The sequence below is a fragment of the Pyxidicoccus caerfyrddinensis genome, from assembly GCF_010894405.1.
In the GTDB taxonomy this organism is placed as follows: domain Bacteria; phylum Myxococcota; class Myxococcia; order Myxococcales; family Myxococcaceae; genus Myxococcus; species Myxococcus caerfyrddinensis.
Genome location: NZ_JAAIYA010000034.1, coordinates 29,315 through 53,872, shown reverse-complemented (window position 1 = coordinate 53,872; position 24,558 = coordinate 29,315). Strand labels below are relative to the sequence as shown.

The following is a 24,558-nucleotide window of genomic DNA, read 5'->3' as shown; positions in this document are numbered from 1 at the left end:
CCCGGTGCGACCGTGATCACGCCTGAGCCGACACGGCGGCCTCACGCCCGCTCCTGGATCATCCCGAGGCCCGAGCCCGGGCATGCCGCACACCAGGCGAAGGTCCTGCCATCCCCACCTCCTTCCCGGGTCGGGTTGCGAGCCCCGGAAGGCAGGGATAGCCTCGCCTCTCACGAGGGGCCGCCCCTTGGCGCGCACGGGTGGAGCAATGACCGAGGTCCCCGGCTACCAGGCTGTCATCGAGCTGGCGTGCGCTCTCTCCAGCGAGCTCGTCCCGGGCAGGCTGATGGGCAGGTTGCTCACCTGGGCCCTCGAGCACACCGGCGCGCTGCGCGGCGTCCTCATCCTGAAGAAGCCCGAGGGCCTGTTCATCACGGCCGAGGGCTCGGCGGAGGCCGAGGACGTGGTGGTGGAGCAGGCGGTGCCGGTGGAGTCGTGCACCGTGCTCCCGGCCTCCGTCATCCTCCACGTGGTGCGCACGGGCGAGGCGGTCCTCCTCCACGACACGGCAGCCGGCGAGGCCTTCTCCGAGGACCCCTACTTCCGCACCGCCCGGCCCGCGTCCCTGCTGTGCAGCCCGCTCGTGAAGGACGGCTCGGCCACCGGCGCGCTCTACCTGGAGAACGACGCCACGCGCGGGCCCTTCACGCACGAGCGGCAGGAGGTGCTGCGCCTGCTGTCGCGCCACGCCGCCGTCTGTCTGGAGAACGCCGCGCTGTGCGCGCGCCTGAAGGAGCAGAACCAGGCGCTGGAGAGCAATGTCGAGGAGTTGCGGCAGCAGCTGGTGGCGCAGGACAAGCTCGCGTCCCTGGGCGCGCTCACCGCCGGCATCACCCACGAGCTGCAGAACCCGCTCAACTTCGTGACCAACTTCTCCAACCTGTCCACGCGGATGGCCGCCGAGCTGGAGGAGACGCTGCGCGGACGGGGCGGCCAGCTGGATGCCGAGACGCTGGAGGACGCCCTGGGGCTGCTGGAGGACCTGCGCCAGAATGCGCAGCGCATCCACTCCCACGGCAAGCGCGCGTCGGACATCATCAAGACGATGCTGCGCCACTCGCGCCGCTCCGAGGGGACGCGCTCGCGCGCGGACTTCAACACGCTGGTCCGCGACAGCCTCGGCCTGGCGGAACAGGGGCTGCGCAGCCGCTCGAGCGGCGCCACCGTGCAGACGGAGTCCGAGCTGGACGCCTCGGTGGGCACGGTGGAGGTGGTGGCCAGCGACATCAGCCGCCTGTTCATCAACATCCTCGAGAACGCCTTCTACGCGACGCTGCAGAAGCAGGCGAAGGCCGGCGTCGGCTTCACCCCGTGCGTCACCATCCGCACCCGCCGCCTCGGAGACACGGTGGAGCTGCGCGTGCGTGACAACGGCACCGGCATCCCCGAGCACGTGCGCGAGAAGCTCTTCCACCCGTTCTTCACCACCAAGCCCGCGGGCGTGGGCACCGGCCTGGGCCTGTCGCTGTGCCACGACATCGTCCAGGAGCACCACGGCCAGATTCGCGTGGAGAGCACCCCCGGCGAGTACGCCGAGTTCATCATCACCCTGCCCGCCCCCGCCGCGGCCTCCGCGGCCTGAAAAAGCGAAGGCCCCTCTCCCCGGGCTGGGAAGAAGGGCCTTCTGGCTTCGAGGAGAAGCTTGGGCGGCTAGGCCGTCTTCTTCTCCTTCTCCATCACGAGCTGCGGAGGCTCGTGCTTGGTGATCACCTGCTCGGTGATCTTGCACTCCTTGACGCCCTCGCGGAACGGCACGTCGTACATGATCTCCAGCATCGCGTCCTCCAGGATGGCGCGCAGGCCGCGCGCTCCGGAGTGACGGCGCATCGCCTCGCGGGCGATGGCGCGCAGCGCTTCCTTGGTGAAGGTCAGCTTCACCTTCTCCATCTCGAAGAGCTTCTGGTACTGCTTCACCAGCGCGTTCTTCGGCTGCGAGAGGATGATGACGAGGTCCTCTTCCTTCAGGTCGTTCAGCGTGGCGATCATGGGCAGGCGGCCGATGAACTCGGGAATCATCCCGAACTTCATCAGGTCCTCCGGCTCCGTCAGCGCCAGCAGCTCGCCCACGCTGCGCTCCTCGCGGTGGGTGATCTTCGCGCCGAAGCCCAGGCCCTTCTCACCCACGCGGCGCTTGATGACGCCGTCGATGCCGTGGAAGGCACCACCGCAGATGAAGAGGATGTTCGTCGTGTCGACCTGGACGTACTCCTGCTGGTTGTACTTCTTCCCGCCGCGCGGCGTGACGTTGGCGCGGGTGCCCTCGATGATCTTCAGCAGGGCCTGCTGCACGCCCTCGCCGCCGACGTCGCGGGTGGCGCTCGGCATGTCACCCTTGCGGGCAATCTTGTCGATCTCGTCGATGTAGACGATGCCGCGCGCGGCCTTCTCCACGTCGTAGTCGGCGTTGTGGAGGAGGTTCTGGATGATGTTCTCCACGTCCTCGCCCACGTAGCCGGCCTCGGTGAGGCTGGTCGCGTCGGCGATGGTGAAGGGAACATTGAGAAAGCGCGCCAGGGACTGGGCCAGCAGCGTCTTGCCGCTGCCCGTGGGGCCGATGAGCAGGATGTTGCTCTTGCTCAGCTCCACGTCCTCGCCGCCGGGACTCTTCACTCCGGGGCGCGGCCGGGCGGCCGGCTTCTTCTGGTAGATGCGCTTGTAGTGGTTGTAAACCGCCACCGCGAGGACCTTTTTCGCCTGGTCCTGGCCAATGACGTAGTCGTCGAGGAACGCCTTGATCTCCGCCGGTGTCGGCAGGGAGACCTGGGGCTTGCCTTCCTCTCGCTCGTTCTCATCCGCGATGATGTCGTTACAGAGCTTGATGCACTCGTCGCAGATGTAGACCGTCGGCCCGGCAATCAGCTTGCGGACCTCGCGCTGCGATTTTCCGCAGAACGAACAGGACAGGTTGACGTGGTGCTCCTTCTTCACTGCCGCCTCCGAGTTCACCGACCCCGGGTCCCCCGGAGCCTGCTACGCCGTCCACCGCTCCCCTACCCTCACGGCCTGCCCACGTCTCGAACAGCCGTCAGGCCCACCTACACGGGGCCCTGAACCACTATAGGGCCCTCCCCTTCGGGCAGGAAGCCCGGCGGTACAGGCCCGTTGCCGAGCGTACATGCCCGGCCACGGGTCAGCGTTCAGTAACAGCGGTTCAGGCGTCCGTCACGCCCGCGGCGATGTCCTCCACGTCCTCCGCCAGGGCGGACGCTCGCTCGGCGACGGCGTTCGGGATCCGACGGCACCCCGCCAGCTCACTGGCGAGCTTCCGAGCCATCTGCGCCAGCTTGCGCACCTGGGCGCTCTCCGGCGGGGGCTCGGGGGCCGGGCGCGGGAAGCGCTCGGTGAACTCCTTCTTCAGCTCTGTCGGGGACTTTTCCGGGCTCCAGATGCTGTCGCGGAGGGACTTGTACTCGGTGGGTGAAAGCTGCCCCCGCTCCTCGGCGTCGGCCAGGACTTCAATCACCTCGAAGGCGGGCGCCTTCTCGGGGAACTCCTGCGCCTTGAGCTCCTCCTCGGGCTCGTGCTTGGCCAGGAAGCTGAACGACCGGGTGAGCTTCAGGGCCGTCTGCTTCTTGATGTGCAGCTCCTTGAGACAGTAGGCCTCGAAGGTGGGATAGCCCCACTCTTCGAACTTGGCCTCGTCCCGGACCTGAACGAGCAGCTGGCCCAGCTCGGCCCAGGTGGACTTGAAGCGCTTGGCGGCCACCAGGACGGTGTGCCGGAAGGTCCCCGGGGGGACGCTCAGCGCCTTCTTCGCAATCTCGACCTCGGCAACGGAAGCAGCGGACATGGCCCTGGTATCGGCCATGCCCGGGGGGTGGGCAAGAAAGTGTCCCTACCCCCGCTTGCCGATGGTGAACGACAGACCCACCGTGGCTCGCTCGCCCTCGTAGGCCCGGAAGGGCCACTTCTGCAGCTCCATCAGGAGGCACTCGTAGAGTGGCCCCTTCTTGAACTGCGGGTTGTCCACCCAGAGCTTGGACACCTTGCCGTCATTGCCGATGACGAACTCCAGGGGGATTTTCGCGTACAGGCCCGGCGTGCGCTCGGCCTCGTCCTTCAGGCACTTGAAGAGCGTGGACTTGTTGCCGGACACCACCCGGTTGATGGCGGACTGGTCGAACTGCTGCGTCATCTCCAGGCCGTCCGGGTCCGTCCCCACGCTGCCGGCCGGGCGCGGCGGGCGCTTCGGGTCGGCGCGGGTGGCGGAGGCCACGGCCGTCTTGCCGGTGCCGTTGGTGCCGGTGGCGGGCTTGGTGGTGGTGCCCGGCTCCGTCCCCGGGCGGCGCGTGCCGTTGGTGGGGTAGTCGAAGAGCTCCTCCTCGTCGGCGCGGGCCTGGGCGAGGCGGATGGTGGGCGCCTCCATCTCGATGCCCTCGAACTCGTCCTCGCCGCCGAGCCACCCGTAGACGGCGGCGTTGCGCGCCACCCACAGGCCGCCGATGCCGAGCAGCACCACCAGCACGCCCGCTCCGGCGCTCAAGTAGGTCAGCCGCTTGCGGGACTTCTCACGCTCCACCTGGACGGCGGCGTCCACGCGCGCGCGGGCCTCCGCGCGGGCCACGTGCACCCGGAAGGCATCCACGTCCGCCAGGCGCTGGAAGTGGCGCTCCCCCGCGGGAGCCACCGGCGTGTCCGGGGTCAGCTCCCCCGAGACGAGCTTCTCGACAATCTGCCCGCCGCTGACGGGCCCCAGGACCAGGTCCCCCTGTCGAAAGAGCCAATGTCCTTCCACATCCACCGCAAAGTCTTGTCCGGCCGCCATTTCGCGCGCGAGTATCCCGTGTTCCCCCACACACTCGCAACGCCGTGCTCCAATCGACTTCCAAGCGGATTCCCGTCGCACTGTGGATCTGGTACCGCGGCGGAAACTTCCGTGGCTTCCAGCGTCAGCCGGAGGGGCCCACCGTGCAGGCGGCCCTCGAGGAGGCGCTGGCGTCCGTCGGCGTACCCGCCACCATCATGCCGGCGGGGCGTACAGACAGGGGCGTCCACGCGCGGATGCAGGTGGTGAGCGTGCGGCTGGAGCCGGGCGATTCAGCGGAAGCGCTGGAGAAGCGGCTGCCCGCCCGGTTGCCGGACGGCCTGGGGCTGTGCGCGGTGCGCCGGCCCGGCTCCTTCCATGCGCAGTGGAGCGCGAGCGGCAAGGCGTACCGCTACCGGCTGCGGCTGGACGGGACGCCCGACGCGGCGTGGGCGCCCTACTCCCTGGACGTCGCCGGTGAGCCACTCTTGCAGAGCGGCGCGCGGGTGATGCCCGAGCGGCTGGAGGCGCTGCTGGGCCAGGCGGTGGGGACGCGGGACTTCATCGCCTTCCATGAGAAGTCCAGCCCTCGCAAGCCGCGCACCCTGGAGTCCGCCACCCTGCATGCGCTGGGCGGGGGACTCTATGAAGCGAGGCTGAGCGGGGACGGCTTCGCGCGCTACCAGGTGCGCTACCTCGTGGGGAGCGCGCTGAAGGTGGCGGCGGGACTCTTGCCGGAAGCTGAGTGGAAGGCGGCGCTGGAGACGGGGGCGGCCGTGGAGGGCTTCAAGGCGCCCGCGCACGGCCTGGTGCTCTGGGAGGTGCGCTACCCTCCCGGGTTGGACCCCTTCACGGCTGGAGAGCGTCTCCACCCTCCGGGGCTGCCGCTGGAGCCACCCTTCATTTCGGGGTGACGTGCGGCGGGGTCCGAGCAGCGGTCGTCAGTCGACCAGCCGCTCCTCGTACTTCGCCAGCAGGTCCGAGATGGCCTCCCGCAGGTACTCGCTCTGACGGATGCGCGTGGAGCGCGACAGCTCCTTCAGGGCATCGAGCTTCTCGCGGTTGAGCCGGAAGACGACCGAGGTGAGGCGGGGATTCATGTCCAAGTGCGCAACCTCCTACAGATGCGCACACCATCTCACAGACCTCGGGGATCGCAATTTTTTCACTGCGATCCTACCGGGAAGATCCACTGCACCCCGGTGAAGGCTTCGGCATCCCCGCGCAGGCCTGATCCGAACCCGAGCGTCAGTCCCAGCCCGCCGAACACCGCGAGCCGCTCGGAGAAGGTGTGTCTGAGGCCCAAACCTACGCGAGGCCCCACCCACGGCCCAGAAAACGGCCTCACGAGCACGCCCACGTCGAAGAAGGTCTGCCACGCGTCGACGCCGAAGAAGTTCCGGTAGCCCCCGGCGAACGACAGATCCGGCCCGCGCAGGCTGCCTCGGATCAGCACGAAGAGCTCGTCCCCGTCGTAGCCCACGGTGCGGGTGCCGCCGAGGTCCAGGTGCGCGTCCACTCCCTTCTCCGCGTCGCCGTCGTCCCGGTCGATGTACTCGGTGTACGCGGCGCCCGGGCCGAGGATCAGCGAGAGGGCGCGGCGGTCCTCGTAGTACGGCGTGTCGACGGGCTCGGCGGAAGCGGCCACGGGCAGGCCCACCGCGAGGGCCGGGCCCACCGCGCGGATCATCCATGTCAGCCAGCGCCCTCTTCCAGACGTCATGCACCGCTCGCGAGTCATCGGGTGGGCGCGCTTTCTACCAGCCTTCCCTGGACGCGAACGGGGGTCCGAGGCGACCCCAATGTCTCTCATTTGACAAGACAAACCCGCGAAATCTAGGGTCCGCGCCTCTCCAGGAGTTTCAATGTTGAAGTTTAATTTCAGTGCAATTGCTATTGCGTTGCTCATGGCGGCTTGCGGTGGGGCGCCGTCCACGCAGCAGGAGCCTCGGGAGCCCCAGGCTGGCGAGGGCGTGCTCCAGCTGCCGCTGACTTCGACGACGTCGGAAGGCCAGCGCTACCGGCTGGTGGGGGCGACCTTCGCCATCACCGGGCCGCAGTCGGTCAACATCACGGACACGTCGCCGGACACGGTGAGCGTGCCGCTGCCCGCAGGCGCCTACTCCATCCGGCTTGAGGGGCAGTGGCATCTCGAGCGCGCGGACGCGCCCGGACAGAGCGTGCAGGCCAGTCTGATCTCGCCCAACCCGATGGCCTTCTCCCTCGATGAAGGTCAGGCGCGCGCGGTGCGGTTCATCTTCAAGGTCCCTGGGAGCGCCACCGCGGACGTGGGTATCTCCGTGGACACGGCGGGCTGGGTCACCGGCACGTTCGACTTCGCCCCGAACGATCCGGAAGGAGATCCCCTGAACTCCCTCGCATCACTGGCGGGGACGAGCGTGCCGTTCGTCATCAACTGGGATACGGCCACGGTCATCCGCGTGAATGAGGGGTACCCCAAGGCCATCACCGTGGAGACAGGTCCCATCACCGTCCAGTTCGGGGGTGCCTACTCCGAGTTGCTCCACGACAGCCTTGCGACATCGCTGCAAGGCGCCCAGGCCCGGTTCTCCGTGTTGGCAATGGGGGGAGGGCTGCTCGCTTTCAGCGGGGTCCAGTTCCAGTTCCCAGGCGGTCAACGCGAACCCTTCAACCTGTCCATCGGACCGTCGAATGGTCCATTCGCCGGGGTCGTGGACGAGAACGGTCTCCCCGCAGCGCGACCGTTTGATGTCCAGACTCCATGCTACCTGTCGCGGTCGACGCCTGGGCTCTTTGGACACGTGGAGGGCACGGCGCGGATAAACGTTTCGGCTCAGTAGGTCCAGCCCTCGTGAGGCGGTGAAGAGCCCGCGGCCCGTGTGGCCGCGGGCTTTCCTTTTTCAGCCCACCCCGAAGGGCCGCGCAGAGAAGGTGTCCAAGCGGCCCCTCCCCTGCCGACCCCCACTTGAAGTGACACGCCGCCCTAGCGCTCCGCGTCTTGCGGTTTCTGTCGGGCGACGACGAAAATGCCGCCATTCCTGAAACGGCGTTCAAACCCTGCATCAGGGTCTTCCAGGCGGGAGGCCATGGTGGGAGGGGGACGAGCGCCCAGCGGGCACGAGGAAGCCGTGGCCTTCGAAGTAGACGAGCGAACCATCGCCGCTGACGTGGACTCCCTGTTCACGCCGAGCACCGGCCCCGGCACGGGGGAAACTCCCTCCAATCCGTCGTACGGGGACACAGCGTCGGAGGGCCATGAGCACCTGCCCCGGCCCGGCACGCGCATCCACCACTACGAGCTGATTCGCCAGCTCGGCAGTGGCGGCATGGGCACCGTCTTCCTCGCGCGTGACACCCGGCTGGGCCGCCGCGTAGCCATCAAGTTCCTGCACACCACGGACCCGGATGTCACCCGGCGCTTCATCCGCGAGGCGCAGGCCACCGCGCTCTGCAGCCACGAGAACATCGTCATCATCTACGAGGTCGGCGAGTTCCAGGGCAGCCCGTACATGGTGCTGGAGTTCCTCCAGGGCCAGCCGCTCAACAAGCTCGTCAAGGGCAGCCAGCGCCTGCCGCCCTCGCGCGCCGTGGAATTGATGGTGCCCGTCGTCCGCGCCCTCGCGTGCGCGCACGAGCGGAAGATCGTCCACCGCGACCTCAAGCCCGACAACGTCATCGTCACCGACGCGGGCGGCATCAAGGTGCTCGACTTCGGCATCGCCAAGGTGCTCCAGGGGGCGGAACCCTCGGTGGAGGTGGACCTCGACGAGGCGCGGCCCGCCGAGCCCGCGGCGCCCTCGCCCGCTGACGCCGACGGGGGCCGGGAGAAGGCCGAACTCACCCGCAGCGGCGCCATCATGGGAACCATGCCGTACATGTCCCCGGAGCAGTGGGGCATCGGCGTGGACATCGACCACCGCACGGACATCTGGGCGGTGGGCATCATGCTGTTCCGGATGCTGGCCGGAAAGCACCCGCTGGATCCGCTGTACGGCCCGCAGCTCATGGTGACGGCGCAGCTCGACGAGCCCATGCCCCGCCTGGGCGACATGTGTCCGGACGTGCCGCCGGACCTGGCGGCCGTCGTGGACCGCTGCCTCTACAAGCTCAAGGACCTGCGCTTCCCGGATGCGGCGTCGCTGCTGCAGGCGCTGGAGCCGTTCCTCCCCGGCCGCTACACCCGGGAGCTGCGCATCGACGAGAGCCCCTACGCGGGCCTCAGCTCCTTCCAGGAGTCGGACGCGGACCGCTTCTTCGGCCGCTCGCGCGAAATCGCCGCGCTGGTGAACCGCATCCAGGACCGGCCGCTGCTGGCCATCGTCGGTCCTTCCGGCACGGGCAAGTCGTCGTTCGTGCGCGCCGGCCTCGTGCCCGTACTCAAGCGCTCCGGCGAGACGTGGGAGTCGCTCGTCATCCGCCCCGGCCGCCAGCCGCTGGCGGCACTGGCCAGCATCGTCGCGCCGCTGGTGAGCAGCTCCACCACGCTGGAGGGTGACATCCAGGAGCAGCGGCAGCTCGTCGAGCGCCTGGCCCAGGAGCCCGGCTATGTGGGCACCGTGCTGCGCAGCCGCGCCCGCCGCTCGCGCCGCAAGCTGCTGCTCTTCGTGGACCAGTTCGAGGAGCTCTACACGCTGGTGCCGGACGCGCAGGAGCGCCTGGCCTTCACCGCGTGCCTCGCGGGCCTCGCGGACGACGCCACGTCCCCCGTGCGCGTGGTGCTGTCGCTGCGCTCGGACTTCCTGGACCGGGTGTCCGAGGACGAGCGCTTCATGGCGGAGCTGAGCCAGGGCCTCTTCTTCCTCTCCCCGCCCAACCGCGAGGGCCTGCGCGACGCGCTGGTGCAGCCGGCGGAGATGGCCGGGTACCGCTTCGAGACGCCGCAGCTCGTCGAGCACATGCTCGAGCACCTCGATGCGACGCAGGGCGCGCTGCCGCTCCTCCAGTTCGCGGCGACGCTGCTGTGGGAACAGCGCGACACGGCGAGCAAGGTGCTCACCGAGCGCAGCTACCAGTCCATGGGCGGCATCGCCGGAGCGCTCGCCACGCACGCCGACAGTGTCCTCGGGGAGCTGTCCCACGCGCAGCAGGCGCTGGTGCGGGCCGTCTTCCTGCGCCTGGTGACGCCGGAGCGCACGCGCGCCATCGTCTCCATGGGAGAGCTGCGCGAGCTGGCGAAGGACGCGGGCGAAATCCAGCGCCTCATCGACCACCTCGTCCAGGCGCGCCTGCTGGTGGTGCAGACGGGCGGCGGCGCCACGGGCGCGACGGTAGAGCTGGTCCACGAATCGCTGCTGCACAGCTGGCCCACGCTGCGCCGCTGGCTGGACGAAGGCCAGGAGGACACGGCCTTCCTGGAGCAGCTGCGCAACGCGGCCCGGCAGTGGCAGGCGAAGGGCTTCGACGCCGGCCTGCTCTGGCGCGGTGAGGTGGTGGAGGAGGCGCGACGCTTCCAGCGGCGCTACCGCGGGGAACTGCCGAAGCTCCAGCGGGACTTCCTGGAGCACGTCCTCGCGCAGGAGCAGAAGGCCGCGCGCCGCCGCCGGGCGCTCGTCATCGGCAGCACGGCGTTCCTCGGCATGCTGGCGCTCGCCGCGGTGATTGCGCTGGTGGTCATCCGCAACGCGCAGCAGGAGGCGGAGCGCCAGGCCGTCATCGCCAAGAGCGCCGAGTCCGAAGCGCGCGAGGCGGAGACGGTGGCGCGCACGCGCCTGGCCGAGGTGCAGGCCAAGGAGCTGCAGCGGCAGAAGGCCCAGGAAGAGGCAGAGGCCGCCAATGCCCAGGTCGCCGTCGCCAACAACGAGCTGCAGAGCAAGAACGACGAGCTGCTGGACGCGCTGGAGAACGCCAACAAGGCGCAGCTCCGGGCGCGCTTCGCGAAGCGGTACGCGGAGAAGAACGCCGTGGCCGCGCGCAAGGCCCAGGATGAAGCCATCCATGCCGCGAAGCAGCTCCAGTCCCTGCTGCGCCGGGAGCAGGAGCGCGTCCAGCGCCTGCAGACCCAGCTCGGCAGCCCTGTCATCGACGAGTTGAAGTGAAGCCCCCGGGAATGGTGATGAAGCGCTCCACAATCGGACTCCTCCTGTCGCTCGCGCTCCTGGTGCCCGTGGCGACTCCGGCCGCCGCGCAGGGCGAGTCGCCGGCCTCGGCCACGACGAAGAAGCCAACGCGCAAGGGCGTGAAGCCGTCCCCTTCCACGAACGGGACGAAGCGCGTGCGCAAGGCCGCGAAGTCCACCGACTCGCTGGCTCCGGACGCGCCGCGCGCTGCCAAGACGACGAAGCGTCGCCTCCGGAAGGGCGCGGCTCCCACTCCCGCCGAGCCCACCGCCGAACCTGTTGCCGCGGAGCCCCTGGAGGCGCCGGCACCCGAGGCGCCCGCGGTCGCCGCCACGCCTCCGGAAGCCGCGCCCGCCGAGCGACGCTCGACGGTGGTGCTGTCCGGCGACGAGCGCCCCTGGGCCCGGGGCGTGCCCCAGCAGAAGCAGCAGGTCGCCATCGACCTGTTCCGCTCGGCCAATGCCTTGTTGAAGGAGTCCATCTTCCTGAAGGCGGCGGAGCAGTACCGGCAGGCGCTCGCGTCGTGGGACCACCCCGCCATCCACTACAACCTGGCGCTGGCGCTCTTGAACCTGGACCAGCCCATCGAGGTGCGCGAGCACCTGGAAGCGGCGATGCGCTACGGCGAGGCGCCGCTGGATGCCGAGAAGCTGGAGAGCGCCCGCGCGTACAAGGCGCTCGTCGAGAAGCAGCTCGCTTGGGTGGAGATCTCCTGCGAGACGCAGGGCGCCTCGGTGGTGATGGACGGCAGGCCCCTGTTCGTTGGCCCCGGTCGCCATTCAGGTTGGGTCCGCGCCGGCCCGCACTCCCTCGTCGCCACCGGCGAGGGCTACCTCACCCAGGAGCAGAGCCGCACGATGTCCCCGGGCGAGAAGGTGACGCTGGACCTCAAGATGTTCACCTCCGAGGACCTCATCCAGTACCGGAGGAAGTGGTCCGCGTGGAAGCCCTGGGCGGTGGTGGGCGCAGGCGCGGCGCTCGCGGCGGGCGGCGGCCTGCTGCACATGATGGCTCGCGATGACTACACCCAGTTCGACACGGCCATTGCGACCTGCGGAGGCTGTGTGCCGGAGCCCGCCGTCGCGGACCAGCGCACACGCGGAGACACCTTCCAGAAGGGCGCCTTCGCCGGGTACGCCGTGGGCGGCGCGGCGCTGGTGACGGGCGTGGTGCTCGTCTATCTCAACCGGCTCCAGCCCCACCAGGTCGACCCGTCCGAGGCCGCGAAGCCGTCGGCGAGCGTCACCCCCCTTCTCGGCGCTGGCGGCGGCGGCGCCTCCGCGACGTTCCGCTTCTGAGGCCCACCATGCGACGCAACGCCTCCCCTTCCCTCTCCCCCGGGCTGCTCGTCCTGCTCGCGCTGGTGCTGCCGTTCCTCGCCTGCGTGAAGCCGGAGAGCGTGACGTGCCCCTCGGGCCTCGTCTGCCCTTCCGGTCAGCAGTGCGCGGCCCGGCAGGACGTGTGCATCAAGACCTCCTGTGGCGACGGCATCGTCCAGACCGGCGAGGCCTGTGACGACGGCAACATCCTCGAGGGCGACGGATGTAGCGCGGACTGCGGCTCGGATGAGACGTGCGGCAACGACACCGTGGACGTCGTCGCCGGAGAGGTCTGCGACGACGGGAACACCCGGAACGATGACGGCTGCAGCGCCAACTGCCGCTCCAGCGAGATGTGCGCCAACGGCACGGTGGACAGCACCGTGGGCGAGAAGTGCGATGACGGCAACTCGCGCTCGGGCGATGGCTGCAGCGCGGACTGCCTCTCCACGGAGTTCTGCGGCAACGGCTACGTGGACGTTACCCGCGGCGAGAAGTGCGACGACGGCAACAACGACAGCGGCGACGGGTGCAGCGGCGACTGCCGCTCCGAGGAGAGCTGCGGCAACAACATCGTCGACGTCGCCCGGGGCGAGAAGTGCGACGACGGCAACAACGTCAGCGGCGACGGCTGCGGCTCCGACTGCCGCTCCGACGAGTCGTGCGGCAATGGCATCATCGACGTCGCGGCCGGGGAGGTGTGTGACGACGGCAACGCCGCGGATGGCGACGGCTGCGCATCCGACTGCCGCTCGGGCGAGGGCTGCGGCAACGGCGTGCGCGACCTGGACGAGGAGTGCGACGACGGCAACGCCGTCGACACCGACAACTGCCTCCACAACTGCAAGCTGCCCCGCTGCGGCGACGGCGTCACCGACCGGCAGTCACCCGGGCTGGAGCAGTGCGACACGGCGGGCGAGTCACCCGAGTGCAACGCCAACTGCACCGTGCAGGCCTGCGGCGACGGCTTCGTGAACGTCAGCGCCAGCGAGCAGTGCGACAACGAGGGCGCGGTGAACTCCGCCAACTGCGACGGCGACTGCACCATCGCCTTCTGCGGCGACCGCTACCGCAACCCCGCGCGGGGCGAGCAGTGCGACACGGGCGGCAACTCCATCACCTGCGACTCGGACTGCACCCTGCCCCTCTGCGGTGACGGCCTGCTCAACGTGACCGCCAACGAGGCGTGTGACTCCGGCGGCGAGTCCTCCTTCTGCGACTCCGACTGCACGCCCGCCTTCTGCGGCGACGGCCACCACAACCCGGCCGCGCGCGAGGAGTGCGACGACGGCAACGACACCGAGGAGGACGACTGCCTCAAGGGCTGCGTGCGCAACACCTGCGGCGACAGCTTCGTGGACCTGGAGGGCCCCTCCGTGGAGGCGTGCGACGACGGCAACCGGTTCACCGAGACGGAGTGCTCCTACGGAACGCGCAACTGCACGCGCTGCAACGCGGCGTGCTCCGCGCCCCTCACGCTCACCGGCCGCTTCTGCGGCGACGGCGCCCGGAATGACGACAGCGAGGTCTGCGACGACGGCAACAACACCACCGAGTCCGAGTGCGTCTACGGCACCCGCAACTGCACGACGTGTGACGCGACCTGTGCGACGTCGCTCAAGCTCACCGGCCGCTACTGCGGCGACGGCGCGAAGAACGACGACAGCGAGGTGTGCGACGACGGCAACACCAACACGGAGTCCGAGTGCCCCTACGGCACCGCGAGCTGCACGCTGTGCAACAGCACCTGCGGTGCGCCCCTCACGCTCACCGGCCGCTACTGCGGCGACGGCAGCCAGAACGACTCGAGCGAGGCCTGCGACGACGGCAACAAGGTGACGGAGACGGAGTGCGAGTACGGCACGAAGAACTGCCGGTCGTGTGATGCCACCTGCTCCGCGTCCCTCAACCTCACCGGCCGCTACTGCGGCGACGGCCAGCAGAACGACCCGCGCGAGGCGTGCGACGACGGCAACACCACCACGGAGACCTCCTGCGACTACGGCACCCGCACCTGCACGAAGTGCAACGCCACGTGCACGGCCCCGGTGGAGCTGACCGGCGCCTTCTGCGGCGACGGCCGGAAGGACCCGAACGAGGCGTGCGACGACGGCAACACCAACAATGAGACGTCGTGCGACTACGGCACGCAGAGCTGCCTCGCGTGCAACTCCACCTGCACGGGCGTGCTGAGCCTCACGGGCCCGGTGTGCGGCGACCGCATCCGCAACGGCAACGAGGTCTGCGACGACGGCAACACGACGACGGAGGACTCGTGCGACTACGGCACCGCGAGCTGCACCCTGTGCAGGTCCGACTGCATGGAGGAACTGGAGCTCACCGGCCCCGTCTGTGGCGACGGCTTCAAGAGCAGCACCGAGGTCTGCGACGACGGCAACACCACCAACGAGAGCACGTGCGCCTACGGCACGCGCAACTGCGTGGCCTGCAACTCCACCTGCAATGGTGAGCTGAGCCTGTCCGGTCCCTTCTGCGGCGACGGTGCGAAGAACCACGCGAGCGAGGTCTGCGACGATGGCAACGGCATCGACGAGACGGAGTGCCCCTACGGGCAGAAGACCTGCACGCTGTGCAAGGCGGACTGCTCGGCACCGCTGAACCTCACGGGCACGTACTGCGGCGACGGCGAGCTGAATGGCGGGGAGTCGTGCGACGACGGAAATGCCGACGCCTGTGGCGCGTGCAGCGCCACGTGCTCGCGCACCCAGCTCACCCAGGCCCGGGGCCGGATCCACGCCGCGTCCGGCTCGAACATCGTGGACGGCGAGGCCTTCCTCGTCTCCGACGGCATCCACTCCTACGCCATCTTCGAGTTCGACCGGAACGGCGTCTTCAATGCGGCCAACATCCGCATCAGCTACACCGGCGGGTCCACTGACGCCCAGGTGGCCCAGGCCATCGTGACGGCCTTCCAGAACGCCCCCAACCTGGACATCACGGCCACGGCCGCGGCGGGCTCGAAGACGGTGGAGCTCGTCAATGACCAGAACGGCTCGCACGGAAACCAGGCCATCATCGAGTTCGTGCAGAGCTCCCGGTTCCAGGTGGAGAGCATGTCCGGTGGCTCCGGACGGGACTGCCCGGAAGGGGTCCGCTGCACGCAGAACGTGGACTGCGAACCCGGGCTGACCTGCGGCGCTGACGGACTGTGCGGGACGCCCTGAGGCCATCGGCCTCCGTGACACCCACCGTGCCCCCAGAGCGCTCGGGACGGTGGGTGCTGCTCGCGGTGGGCGCGGGCACGTTCATGTCCGCGCTGGACGGCAGCGTGGTGAACGCGATTCTTCCAGTGCTGCGCACGGAGCTGCGCACGGACGTGGCCACCATCCAGTGGGTGGTGACGGTGTACCTGCTGGCGGTGAGCGGGCTGTTGCTCGGCTTCGGCAGGCTGGGGGACACGCGCGGACACAAGCGCGTGTACGTGCTGGGCTTTGGCGGCTTCGTGGTCAGCTCCGTGCTGTGCGGACTGTCTCCCGGAGTCGAGGCGCTCATCGCCTTCCGCGCCCTCCAGGCCGTGGGAGCGGCGATGCTCCTCTCCAACTCGGCGGCCATCCTCACCGGCAGCTTCCCGCCCGAGCGGCGCGGGCGGGTGCTCGGCCTCCAGGCGATGATGACGTACCTGGGGCTCATCGTGGGGCCGTCGCTCGGCGGCTGGCTCACGCAGCACCTCGGGTGGCGCTCCGTCTTCTACATGAACCTGCCGGTGGGGCTGCTCGCGATGGGGCTGAGCCTGCGCTTCGTACCGCGCGATGCCCCCATCGCCCGGGATGAGCCCTTCGACTGGACCGGCGCGGTGCTCTTCCTCACGGGCATGGTGGCGCTCCTGCTCGGGCTCAACCAGGGCCATGCGTGGGGCTGGGGCTCGCCGGGCATCGTGGGGCTGCTCGCGGGCGCGGCGGTGGTGCTGGGCGCCTTCGTCGCGCTGGAGTGGCGGCTGCCCGTGCCGATGCTCGACTTGAGCCTCTTCAGGAACGTCACCTTCCGCGCGGCCAGCGCGACCGCGCTACTCAACTACATCTGCATCTACTGCCTCGTCTTCCTGCTGCCCTTCTACCTGCTGCAGGCGCGCGGGCTGGACCCGGCCCACGCGGGGCTGCTCCTCACGGCACAGCCGGTGGTGATGATGGTGGCCGCGCCGCTGAGCGGGGCACTGTCGGACCGCATCGGCTCGCGCTGGCCGGCGATGGTGGGCATGGCGGTGCTCTCGGGCGGGCTCCTGCTGCTGTCGCGGCTGGGCGCCTCGACGCCGCTCTCGCACGTGGCCGTGGGGCTCGCGGTGTGCGGGCTGGGTGCGGGCATGTTCATCGCGCCCAACAACAGCGCGCTGCTGGGCGCGGCCCCGCGCCACCGGCAGGGCATCGCCTCCGGAGTGCTCGCCACCTCGCGCTACGCGGGAATGGCGCTCGGCGTGGGACTCTCCGGCGCCATCTTCACGACGATGCTCGCCGGACACGCGGAGCCGGACTCGGCCGAGGCGCTCACCCGGGCGGTGGGCCGAGGCTTCCAGGTGGCCTCGGCCCTGGCCGCGCTCGGAGCGCTCGCGGCCGCGGTGCGAGCACCGGACGGCGCCGGACGCTGAGCGCCTCTCGCCGTCGTTCCCGAGCCGCCGCCAGCGCCGGTACCGCTAGCCTGCCCTCGCGAGCTCCGAGCGCGCATCGGCTGAGACGGGCGGGTGAACGGGGGACTCCCGTGGGTCATCGAGTGCGCCGCGCAGCTTCTTCGCGAGGCTCCGGACGTGAGGCTCCGCCAGCATCGTGACGTGGTTGCCGGGCACGACGTGGACCTCGACGCCCTCGGTGGCGAGCGGAATCCACGCCAGCTCGGGATGCGGTGGGTTGGTGGCGTCCCGCTCCCGGGCATGGAAGAAGACGAGCCGGCCCGGGTACGGGCGCGGTGCGTACGCGAACATGGCCGCGGCGTTCTCCTGGAACACCCGGAGGAACACGTCGCTGCGAGGCAGCAGGGTCTCCAGCGAGCCTTCGTGTCCCGTGGGACGCAGGAAGAGCTCGCGGAACAGCTCGGGCGCCATGCGGCGGAAGTACTCCTGGATTTCGTCAGGAGAGCCCAGGCTGACCGGCATCTGTCCGGGGCCGGGGGTGTCCATGAGCACGAGCTGCTCCACCTGCTCATGCCGCGCGAGTAGCTGCTGGGCCATCTCGTAGGCCACCACGCCTCCGAAGGAATGTCCCGCGAGCAGGTAGGGCCCGGACGGCTGGCGCGCGCGCACGGCGTCCAGGTACAGCGCCGCCATGCTCTCGATGGTCCCCGCGTGGGCTTCCCCGGGCTCCAGCCCCCGCGCGCGCACGCCGTAGACGGGCAGGCCCGGATCGAGCATTCGCGCCAGCGCCTGGTACGTAAAGACGGTGCCGCCCACCGGGTGAAGCAGGAAGAGCGGACGTCGGCGGGGGTCTCCCCGATTCAGCTCGACGAGCAGCGACGAGTCCCTGGCGGGTGCACCGCGGGTGGCCTCCTGGATGAACGAGCCCAATCGCGCAATCGTCCGGTGCTCGAGCACCCGCTGCTGCGGAAAGTCGATCTGAAACGTCTCGCGAATCCGCGTGCCGAGCTGCACGGCGAGCAGCGAGTGTCCGCCCAGGTCGAAGAAGTCATCGTGGCGGCCTGGCTCGCTGATGCCCAGCAGCTCACGCCAGATGCGCGTCAGGGCTTCGTGGGTGGGGTCTGCTTCCGTGAGCGGAGCACTCGCGGTCGCCGGAAGGACGGGCTCGGGCTCCTCGACTTGCTGGCGGGTGGGCACCCGCGAAGGGACGGCGTGCGTCCCCACCTGCTCGGCCCAGTAGCGTCGCCGCTCGAACGGGTACGTCGGCAGGGAGACGCGCCGGCCCCGCTCGCCCGGCGTCAGCTCCCGCCAGTCGACCGTCGCCCCACGGCTCCAGGCCTCGCCCACCTGGGACAGGAAGAACTCCGCGTCGTCGGCCCCCGTGCTCGGGCGAGGAAGCGACGAGAGCACGGCATGGGCCGCGCCAAACCCCGGGCACTGGCGGACGAGTCCGCCCAGGGACTGGCCCGGGCCCACCTCCACAGGCAGCCGCTCCGCTCCCTCCAGCAGACACGTCAGTCCCTGGGTGAAGCGCACCGGCTGGCGCAGATGCTGGACCCAGGAGTCCGGGTCCATCGCCCGCGCGGCCGTCATCCACGTCCCCGTGACGTTCGAGACAATGGGAATGCTCGGTGCCGCGAGCGGGATGCGCCGCACCTGCTCGTCGAACGGCTCCAGCGCCGACTCCATCATCGGCGAGTGGTAGGCGTGAGAGGTCCGCAGGCGCCTGCATACAGTGCCGCGCGCTTCCAGCCGCTGCTGCAACCCGGAGATGGCTTCCACCGAACCGGCCACCACCGTCTGCGCGGGCGCGTTGTACACCGCGACGGAGAGGTGCTCGTCGAGCAGCGGGCGCAGGGCGTCGGCGTCCAGCCCGACGGCGAGCATGGCTCCGACGGGAGCGGCCTGCATCAGCCGGCCCCGGGCGCAGACGAGCCCCAGCGCGTCCTCCAGTGAGAACACACCGGCAAGGCACGCGGCCACGTACTCGCCGAGGCTGTGGCCCACCATCGCCTTCGGAATCACGCCCAGGGACATCCAGAGGCGGGCCAGCGCGTACTCGATGACGAAGAGGCAGGGCTGCGCCAGCGCCGTCTGGTGGATGCGCTCGTCGGAGGCGTCCTCCAGGAGGAGCAGCTCGCGCACGTCCTGGCCCAGGTGTGGCAGGAGAAGCTCGGCGCACCGGTCCACCTCGGAACGGAAGACGGTGTGCGCGGCGTAGAGCCCGCGCGCCATGCCGGAGTACTGCGCGCCCTGACCGGGAAACATGAACACCACCTCGCGGTCCCGGGCCATGCTCGAGGAGCGCTCACCTTCCGCGAGCTCACGCGTCAGCCGCTCCAGGCCCCGCACCGCACCCGGCATGTCCCGGCAGACGAGCGCCGTGCGCTGCTCGAAGGCGGTCCTCCCCTGTTGAAGCGTGTGGGCCACGTCGGACAGCGGCACGTCCGACCGCGAGGCCAGGGCCTCCCCCAGGCGCTTCGCCGTCGCAGCCAGCGCCGCGGGGGTGCGCGCGGACAGGGGCAGCACACGCCAGCCTTCCGTCTCCTGCACGGTGGGAATGGCCGGGGCCTCGGCCACCACCACGTGGGCATTGGTGCCGCCGATGCCGAAGGAGCTCACCCCGGCGATGCGCGGCAGGCCGTCGGGCGGAGTCCAGTCCGACAGCCGCGCGTTGACGGAGAAGGGCGTCCCGTCCAGCCCGAGCGCGGGATTCGGCTGATCGAAGTGCACGACGGGCGGGAGCTGGCGGTGGCGCAGGCAGAGCACCGTCTTGATGAGCCCGGCGATTCCCGCCGCCGAGTCCAGGTGGCCGATGTTGGGCTTGGTGGCGCCCAGCGCGCAGGCGCCCTGGAGACCGGTGCCACGCTGGAAGGCCCTCGCCAGTGCGGCGACCTCGACGGGGTCGCCGAGCGGCGTGCCCGTGCCATGGGTCTCCACGAACGAGACTTCGTGGGGCAGGACGCCGGCCGCGTCGTGCGCCCGGCGGATGACTTCGGCCTGTCCGGTGATGCTCGGCGCGGTGTAGCCGAGCTTGCCCGCGCCGTCGTTGTTGAGGGCAGTGCCGCGAATCACCGCGTGGACGGTGTCCCCATCGGCCAGGGCCCTGTCGAGCCGCTTGAGCACGACAGCGCCCACGCCGTTGCCTCGCACCGTTCCCCCGGCCCGTGCGTCGAAGGCGCGGCAGTGGCCGTCGGGCGAGAGGATCATCCCCGGCTGGTAGACATACCCTCCCACCAGCGGCACCGAGATGGACACGCCACCCGCCAGCGCCAGGTCGCACTCGCCGGAGAGCACGCTCTTGCACGCGAGGTGCACCGCCACGAGCGAGCCCGAGCAGCCCGTACGCACCGTCATGCCCGGCCCGCGCAGGTCCAGCTTGTAGGAGACGCGGGTCGCCAGGAAGTCGCTCTCCAGGCCCAGCTTGAGCTGGTAGGCATCCGCGGGCTCCGAGGAGACCGGGAGCGGCTGATAGCTCGTCGCGCTGGAGGTGGCGAAGACGCCGACGGAGGCGTCGTGCGTCTGGGGCGGATAGCCCGCGTCCTCCAGGGCCTCCCACGCGCACTCGAGGAAGCGCCGCTGCTGCGGGTCCATCTGGCTCGCCTCGCGCGGGTTGACGCCGAAGAAGTCCGCGTCGAACAGGTCCGCGCCTTCGAACACGCCCTTGGCCCGCACATACCCCGAGCGGCCCGACAGCGCAGCGGGGACACCGGCCTCGGCCAGTGCGTCGTCACTCAGTTGCGAGATGGACTCCACGCCCCCTGCGAGGTTGCGCCAGAACTGCTCCAGGTCCTTCGCCCCCGGGAACTGCCCGGCCAGGCCGATGATGGCCACCGCGTGTTCCCCTTCCGTCTGGGGCAGGACCGTGCGGCGCGGGAGCTCCGGCGCGGGCGCGGCGGAGAGATGCGCCGCGAGGGACTCGACGGTGACGTGCTCGAACAGCTCCACCATGGAGGGCTCGCGACCGAAGGCCTGCCCCACCCGGGCGCGCACCTGCGTCAACAGCAGCGAGTGTCCACCGAGGTCGAAGAAGCTCTCCGTCGCACCGACCCGCTCGAGCTGGAGGACCTCCTGCCAGATGCGCGCGAGGATGCGCTCGGCCTCGGTGGTGGGCGGCCGCGAGCGGGGAGCGCGCGTCCGCTGGACGGGGATCGCGAGCAGCGCCGCGCGGTCCACCTTGCCGTTGGACGTCAGCGGCAGGCGCTCGCACGCGACGAAGGCGGAGGGCACCATGTACTCGGGCAGGGACTGCTTGAGGAAGGCTCGCAGCGCGGCCTCCTCCGGCTCGCGCCCCTCGTGCGCCACCGTGTAGGCCACGAGGAACTTCCCACCGGAGGGCTCCTCCCGGGCGAGCACCGCCACGTCACGCACGTCCGGGTGCGCGCGCAGCCCGGACTCAATCTCTCCGAGCTCGATGCGGAAGCCGCGAAGCTTCACCTGATGGTCCACCCGCCCGAGGAACTCGAGCCGTCCGTCGGGTAGATGGCGCGCGAGGTCGCCGGTCCGGTAGAGGCGGCTCCCAAACGTGCCGCTGAAGCAGTCCGGGATGAAGCGCTCGGCGGTGAGCTCGGGGCGGCCCAGATAGCCGCGCGCGACTCCGTCGCCGCCGATGTACAGCTCGCCCGCCACGCCGCGCGGCACCGGCTGGAGCCGTGCGTCCAGCAGGTACACCCGCACGTTGCCGACGGGCCGGCCCAGCGTCACCGGCGCGCCCGCGGTGCACAGCGCGTAGGTGGCGTAGATGGTGGCTTCGGTGGGCCCATAGCCGTTGAAGTAGCGACGGCCCGCGCTCCAGCGCGCCACGAGGGACTCCGGGCTGGCCTCGCCGCCCACCATGATGGACTTCAGGGCCGGGTATTCCCCCGAGGGCAGCGCCGCGAGCGCGGACGGAGAGAGGACGGCCGCGGAGATGCGCCGCTCTCGCAGGAGGCTCGCGAGCTCCGGCCCGGGCACGAGCGACTCCCGCCGCGCGAGGCAGAGGGCAGCCCCCGAGACGAGCGGGGAGAAGATCTCCTGCACCGCCATGTCGAAGCTCACCGAGGCGAACTGGAGCATGGTGTCCCCCGGGCCGAGGGGAAGCACCCGGGGCTGCGTCGCGAGCAGGTTGCTGACCGAGCGGTGCTCGACGGTGACGCCCTTGGGCCGGCCCGTCGAACCCGACGTGTAGATGACGTAGGCCGCGTTGCCAGGGCCCACGCCGCTGTCGGGCGCGTCGCAGGGGCCCGTCAGGTCCTCCCCGCCCGCGCCGATGAAGAGCCGCGCGGCGTCGCTCACGGGCAGCCGCTCCGCGAGCGAACGCTGCGTCACGAGGGCCGTGAGCCGCGCGTCCGCCACCATGAAGGCGAGGCGCTCGGAGGGATAGGCCGGGTCGAGCGGAACGTACGCGCCCCCCGCTTTCAAGACGCCGAGGAGCCCGACAATCAGCTCCGGCGAGCGCTCCACGCACAGGCCCACGCGGACCTCGGGCCCCACTCCGAGCCGACGCAGGCGATGCGCGACGTGGTTGGCGCGCGCGTCCAGCTCCCGGTACGTCAGCGCCTCGTTCTCGAACAGGAGCGCGACGGCATCCGGCGTCCGCTCCACCTGCCGGGAGAACATTTCGTGGAGACAGACCTCCGACTCGACGTCCGTCGCGGTCGCGTTCCACTCCACGACGAGTTGGTGCTCCTCCTCTCGCGGAAGCAGGCGCAGCGCGGCGAGAGGCTGGTCGAGCCCGGTGAGGAGGGACTCCAGCAGCGTGACGTAGCGCGCGGCGAGGCGCTCCACGGTGGCCGGCTCGAAGACATCGGCATTCACCGCCCAGAGGAACTGCGTCCCGGAGTCGCGCGTGGCATGGACGTGGACCGAAAGGTCGCCAGCGAGTCCGACGTTGGAGGCGGTGAGCCGGTCGACCTCGAACGGGGTCGGCTCCGCGGACGCGTCGAGCCGGAGGCGCGGCATCTGGGTGAACGTCGCCTGCACGAGCGGAGAGCGGCCCGCGTCGCGCGGCGGCTTCAGCTCTTCAATCACCTTGGGGAGCGGGTAGTTGCCGTGGGCCAGGGCCTCGCGCAGCGTGCGCGCGGTGTCCTTGTAGAACGAGCGGAAGGACACGTCCGCCGGAGCCCGGGAGCGCACGGCGAGCGTGTTGACGAGATACCCCACCACCCGGGAGTGCCACTCCTCGCTGCGCCCCGAGGAAGGGACTCCCACCAGCAGGTCCTCCTGTCCGCTGTGCCGGTGGAGCAGGGCCTGGAAGGCCGCGAGCAGCAGCGCATAGAGGCTGGTGCCCTCCCCCTTCGCCAGCGCCGCGAGCGACTGGGCCAGGGGCTCGGCCAACGTCGTCACATGGGTGTGTTGACGGAAGCTCTGCCGGGCCAGCCGGGGGCGGTCCGTTGGCAGGTTCAGCACCGGCGTGCAGCCCGCGAGCTGCTCGCGCCACCAGGTGCGCGCCCGTGCACCTTCGGCGCTGGCCAGCCACTGCGATTGCCATTGGACGAACTCGTCATACTCACGAGTGGGCGGGGGCCCGAGGTCGGCCTCGCGACCGCTGGCGACGGCGCTGTAGCTGCGCTGGAGGTCCTGGAGCAGCAGGCCCAGCGAGCCGCCATCGAGCGAGAGGTGGTGGCAGGCCAGCAGCAGCACGTGCTCACCCGGGCCGCGAGCGTAGAGCGCGCTGCGGAGCACCGGCCCGTGCTGGAGGTCGTAGGGGCGGGCCGCGTCGGAATACAGGCGCTGGAGCATGGCGGCCTCGTCGAGGTGCGCCGCCTCGACGTGCTGGAACTCGAAGTCCATCCGGTCGTGGAGGACCCGGTGCGGCGCGTGCTCCGTCTCGGAGAACGTCGTGCGAAGCACGGGGTGCCGCGCCACGAGGAGCGACAGCGCGCGCTTCAGCAGCTCCGGGTCCAACGCGCCCCTGAGTCGAAACCCGTACGCGAGGTTGTACGCGATGGGGTCCAGCTTGGAGGCGAACCACAGTGCCTGCTGGTTGTACGAGAGGGGCCCGCAGCTCGACTCCAGGCCCGTGGCGTGGTGGGACTGCGACTCAACGGGATGCGACATTCGCCCTCAAGTCTTCTCGGTGGGTCGGGAACGACGTGCGCTGCCAAGGGGGCTGGGTTCGGGGCGACACGCCTTTCGGCCAGCCGACCCCGAACACACATTGGCTGTTGTTCAGAGACTCCTAACGACCCGGGGCTCGCTTGTCCGGTTACCGAGCGGCACGCCAAACAGGCGCACCTGGCTGTATCAGCCGTCTCGGCGACTCAAGCCCCGGAGCCTGGAGCTCACTCGCACTCCAGGTGAAGCGTCTGCTAGCCTTGGCGGATGCTTCCCCGCGCGCTCGTCCCCAGCGTCCTCTGCGTCTTGGCCCTCTGGCCGTTGGGTGCCTTCGCCTGCATCAACTCGATGGACGTCAGCGCCAGGGACTTCAGCCACTTCTTCTGGGCCGACCTGTTCCTCTGGACCGCTGGGGCGGTGTTCCTGAACCGTGTGGTCCTGTTCAACGTCCTGGGCCCGGCTGCCATGGGACAGCCCGAGCCGTCAGGGTTCCGCCGGGTCTTCTTCCTTCTCGTCGGAGCCGCGCTCTTCCTGCTGGTGCTGGTCTCGGCAGCCGGGCCGCTCCTCAATCTCAACGCGGATGACCTGGCCAGCTGCTCGCCGAGCCTCTCCACGGTGTTGTCGCTGGTGGCCTTTCCCGCGGTGCTCTTCAGCCTCCACGCCGCATTCTTCCACAGCCCGGGCAGGCGGCTGTTTGGCGATACGGGGCGGAGGAATGTCGTGAGCATGGTTCTCACGTCAGCCCTGCTGGTGGTGGGGTTGTGGATTGCCCGTGAGCTCTACATCATCCCGCGGCTCTGCCGGACCGGGACGAGCTTCTTCACCGGGTCCGATTACTGAGCA

General features: G+C 70.1%; 14 protein-coding genes. 8 read left to right on the top strand and 6 right to left on the bottom strand.

Going from position 1 to position 24,558, the window contains the following annotated elements:
- Positions 1-208: 208 nt before the first annotated feature.
- Positions 209-1,582: a GAF domain-containing sensor histidine kinase gene (locus G4D86_RS46605; protein WP_240360864.1), complete on the top strand. Its 1,374-nt coding sequence runs from the start codon at positions 209-211 to the stop codon at positions 1,580-1,582.
- 68 nt (positions 1,583-1,650) lie between these two features.
- Here the strand turns inward: G4D86_RS46605 and clpX are convergent, their stop codons facing one another.
- The 3 genes from clpX to G4D86_RS46590 all read right to left on the bottom strand — a co-directional run bounded on the left by clpX (position 1,651) and on the right by G4D86_RS46590 (position 4,765).
- Positions 1,651-2,928, bottom strand: a complete 1,278-nt coding sequence (gene clpX / locus G4D86_RS46600) for an ATP-dependent Clp protease ATP-binding subunit ClpX (protein WP_164001923.1) — start codon at positions 2,926-2,928, stop codon at positions 1,651-1,653.
- A 223-nt stretch (positions 2,929-3,151) separates the two neighbouring features.
- Positions 3,152-3,808, bottom strand: coding sequence for a hypothetical protein (locus G4D86_RS46595; RefSeq protein ID WP_164001921.1), 657 nt, complete (start codon positions 3,806-3,808; stop codon positions 3,152-3,154).
- A 27-nt stretch (positions 3,809-3,835) separates the two neighbouring features.
- A complete protein-coding gene (locus G4D86_RS46590; RefSeq protein WP_164001919.1) occupies positions 3,836-4,765 on the bottom strand; it encodes an AgmX/PglI C-terminal domain-containing protein in 930 nt (309 codons plus the stop codon).
- Positions 4,766-4,809: 44 nt separating this feature from the next.
- Here G4D86_RS46590 and G4D86_RS46585 point away from each other — a divergent pair, with 44 nt between their 5' ends.
- Entirely contained in the window at positions 4,810-5,658 is an 849-nt protein-coding gene (locus G4D86_RS46585; protein ID WP_164001917.1) for a tRNA pseudouridine synthase A, read from the top strand.
- A gap of 27 nt (positions 5,659-5,685) precedes the next feature.
- On the opposite strand, the gene G4D86_RS46580 is transcribed toward G4D86_RS46585, so the two are convergent.
- The gene (locus G4D86_RS46580; protein WP_015349436.1) at positions 5,686-5,850 is read right to left on the bottom strand and encodes a ribbon-helix-helix domain-containing protein; all 165 of its coding nucleotides are present in this window, start codon (positions 5,848-5,850) and stop codon (positions 5,686-5,688) included.
- 59 nt (positions 5,851-5,909) lie between these two features.
- Positions 5,910-6,467 (bottom strand): hypothetical protein, encoded by a 558-nt coding sequence (locus tag G4D86_RS46575; RefSeq protein WP_240360863.1) that lies wholly within the window; start codon positions 6,465-6,467, stop codon positions 5,910-5,912.
- Positions 6,468-6,609: 142 nt separating this feature from the next.
- On the opposite strand from G4D86_RS46575, the gene G4D86_RS46570 reads away from it, so the two are divergent.
- The 5 genes from G4D86_RS46570 (at position 6,610) to G4D86_RS46550 (ending at position 16,701) form a co-directional block, all read left to right on the top strand.
- Positions 6,610-7,566 (top strand): hypothetical protein, encoded by a 957-nt coding sequence (locus G4D86_RS46570; protein ID WP_164001915.1) that lies wholly within the window; start codon positions 6,610-6,612, stop codon positions 7,564-7,566.
- A 246-nt stretch (positions 7,567-7,812) separates the two neighbouring features.
- Positions 7,813-10,761 carry a serine/threonine protein kinase gene (locus tag G4D86_RS46565; protein ID WP_164001913.1) on the top strand — a complete coding sequence of 983 codons (2,949 nt, stop codon included), beginning with the start codon at positions 7,813-7,815 and terminating at the stop codon, positions 10,759-10,761.
- A gap of 17 nt (positions 10,762-10,778) precedes the next feature.
- A complete protein-coding gene (locus G4D86_RS46560; protein WP_164001911.1) occupies positions 10,779-12,080 on the top strand; it encodes a hypothetical protein in 1,302 nt (433 codons plus the stop codon).
- A gap of 8 nt (positions 12,081-12,088) precedes the next feature.
- Positions 12,089-15,286: a DUF4215 domain-containing protein gene (locus tag G4D86_RS54065; RefSeq protein ID WP_164001909.1), complete on the top strand. Its 3,198-nt coding sequence runs from the start codon at positions 12,089-12,091 to the stop codon at positions 15,284-15,286.
- A 14-nt stretch (positions 15,287-15,300) separates the two neighbouring features.
- Positions 15,301-16,701 carry a DHA2 family efflux MFS transporter permease subunit gene (locus G4D86_RS46550; protein ID WP_164001907.1) on the top strand — a complete coding sequence of 467 codons (1,401 nt, stop codon included), beginning with the start codon at positions 15,301-15,303 and terminating at the stop codon, positions 16,699-16,701.
- 45 nt (positions 16,702-16,746) lie between these two features.
- Here the strand turns inward: G4D86_RS46550 and G4D86_RS46545 are convergent, their stop codons facing one another.
- Complete coding sequence (locus tag G4D86_RS46545) at positions 16,747-23,718, bottom strand: hybrid non-ribosomal peptide synthetase/type I polyketide synthase (RefSeq protein WP_164001905.1); 6,972 nt, start codon at positions 23,716-23,718, stop codon at positions 16,747-16,749.
- Positions 23,719-24,021: 303 nt separating this feature from the next.
- On the opposite strand from G4D86_RS46545, the gene G4D86_RS46540 reads away from it, so the two are divergent.
- Positions 24,022-24,555 (top strand): hypothetical protein, encoded by a 534-nt coding sequence (locus G4D86_RS46540; RefSeq protein ID WP_164001904.1) that lies wholly within the window; start codon positions 24,022-24,024, stop codon positions 24,553-24,555.
- The last annotated feature ends 3 nt before the right edge of the window (positions 24,556-24,558 follow it).

Excerpts from the sequence above, each read along its gene's own strand:
- G4D86_RS46605 (WP_240360864.1), top strand. The coding sequence starts at position 209 with ATGACCGAGGTCCCCGGCTACCAGGCTGTCATCGAGCTGGCGTGCGCT.
- G4D86_RS46595 (WP_164001921.1), bottom strand. The coding sequence starts at position 3,808 with ATGGCCGATACCAGGGCCATGTCCGCTGCTTCCGTTGCCGAGGTCGAG.
- G4D86_RS46590 (WP_164001919.1), bottom strand. The coding sequence starts at position 4,765 with ATGGCGGCCGGACAAGACTTTGCGGTGGATGTGGAAGGACATTGGCTC.
- G4D86_RS46575 (WP_240360863.1), bottom strand. The coding sequence starts at position 6,467 with ATGACGTCTGGAAGAGGGCGCTGGCTGACATGGATGATCCGCGCGGTG.
- G4D86_RS46570 (WP_164001915.1), top strand. The coding sequence starts at position 6,610 with ATGTTGAAGTTTAATTTCAGTGCAATTGCTATTGCGTTGCTCATGGCG.
- G4D86_RS46565 (WP_164001913.1), top strand. The coding sequence starts at position 7,813 with ATGGTGGGAGGGGGACGAGCGCCCAGCGGGCACGAGGAAGCCGTGGCC.
- G4D86_RS46560 (WP_164001911.1), top strand. The coding sequence starts at position 10,779 with ATGAAGCGCTCCACAATCGGACTCCTCCTGTCGCTCGCGCTCCTGGTG.
- G4D86_RS54065 (WP_164001909.1), top strand. The coding sequence starts at position 12,089 with ATGCGACGCAACGCCTCCCCTTCCCTCTCCCCCGGGCTGCTCGTCCTG.
- G4D86_RS46545 (WP_164001905.1), bottom strand. The coding sequence starts at position 23,718 with ATGTCGCATCCCGTTGAGTCGCAGTCCCACCACGCCACGGGCCTGGAG.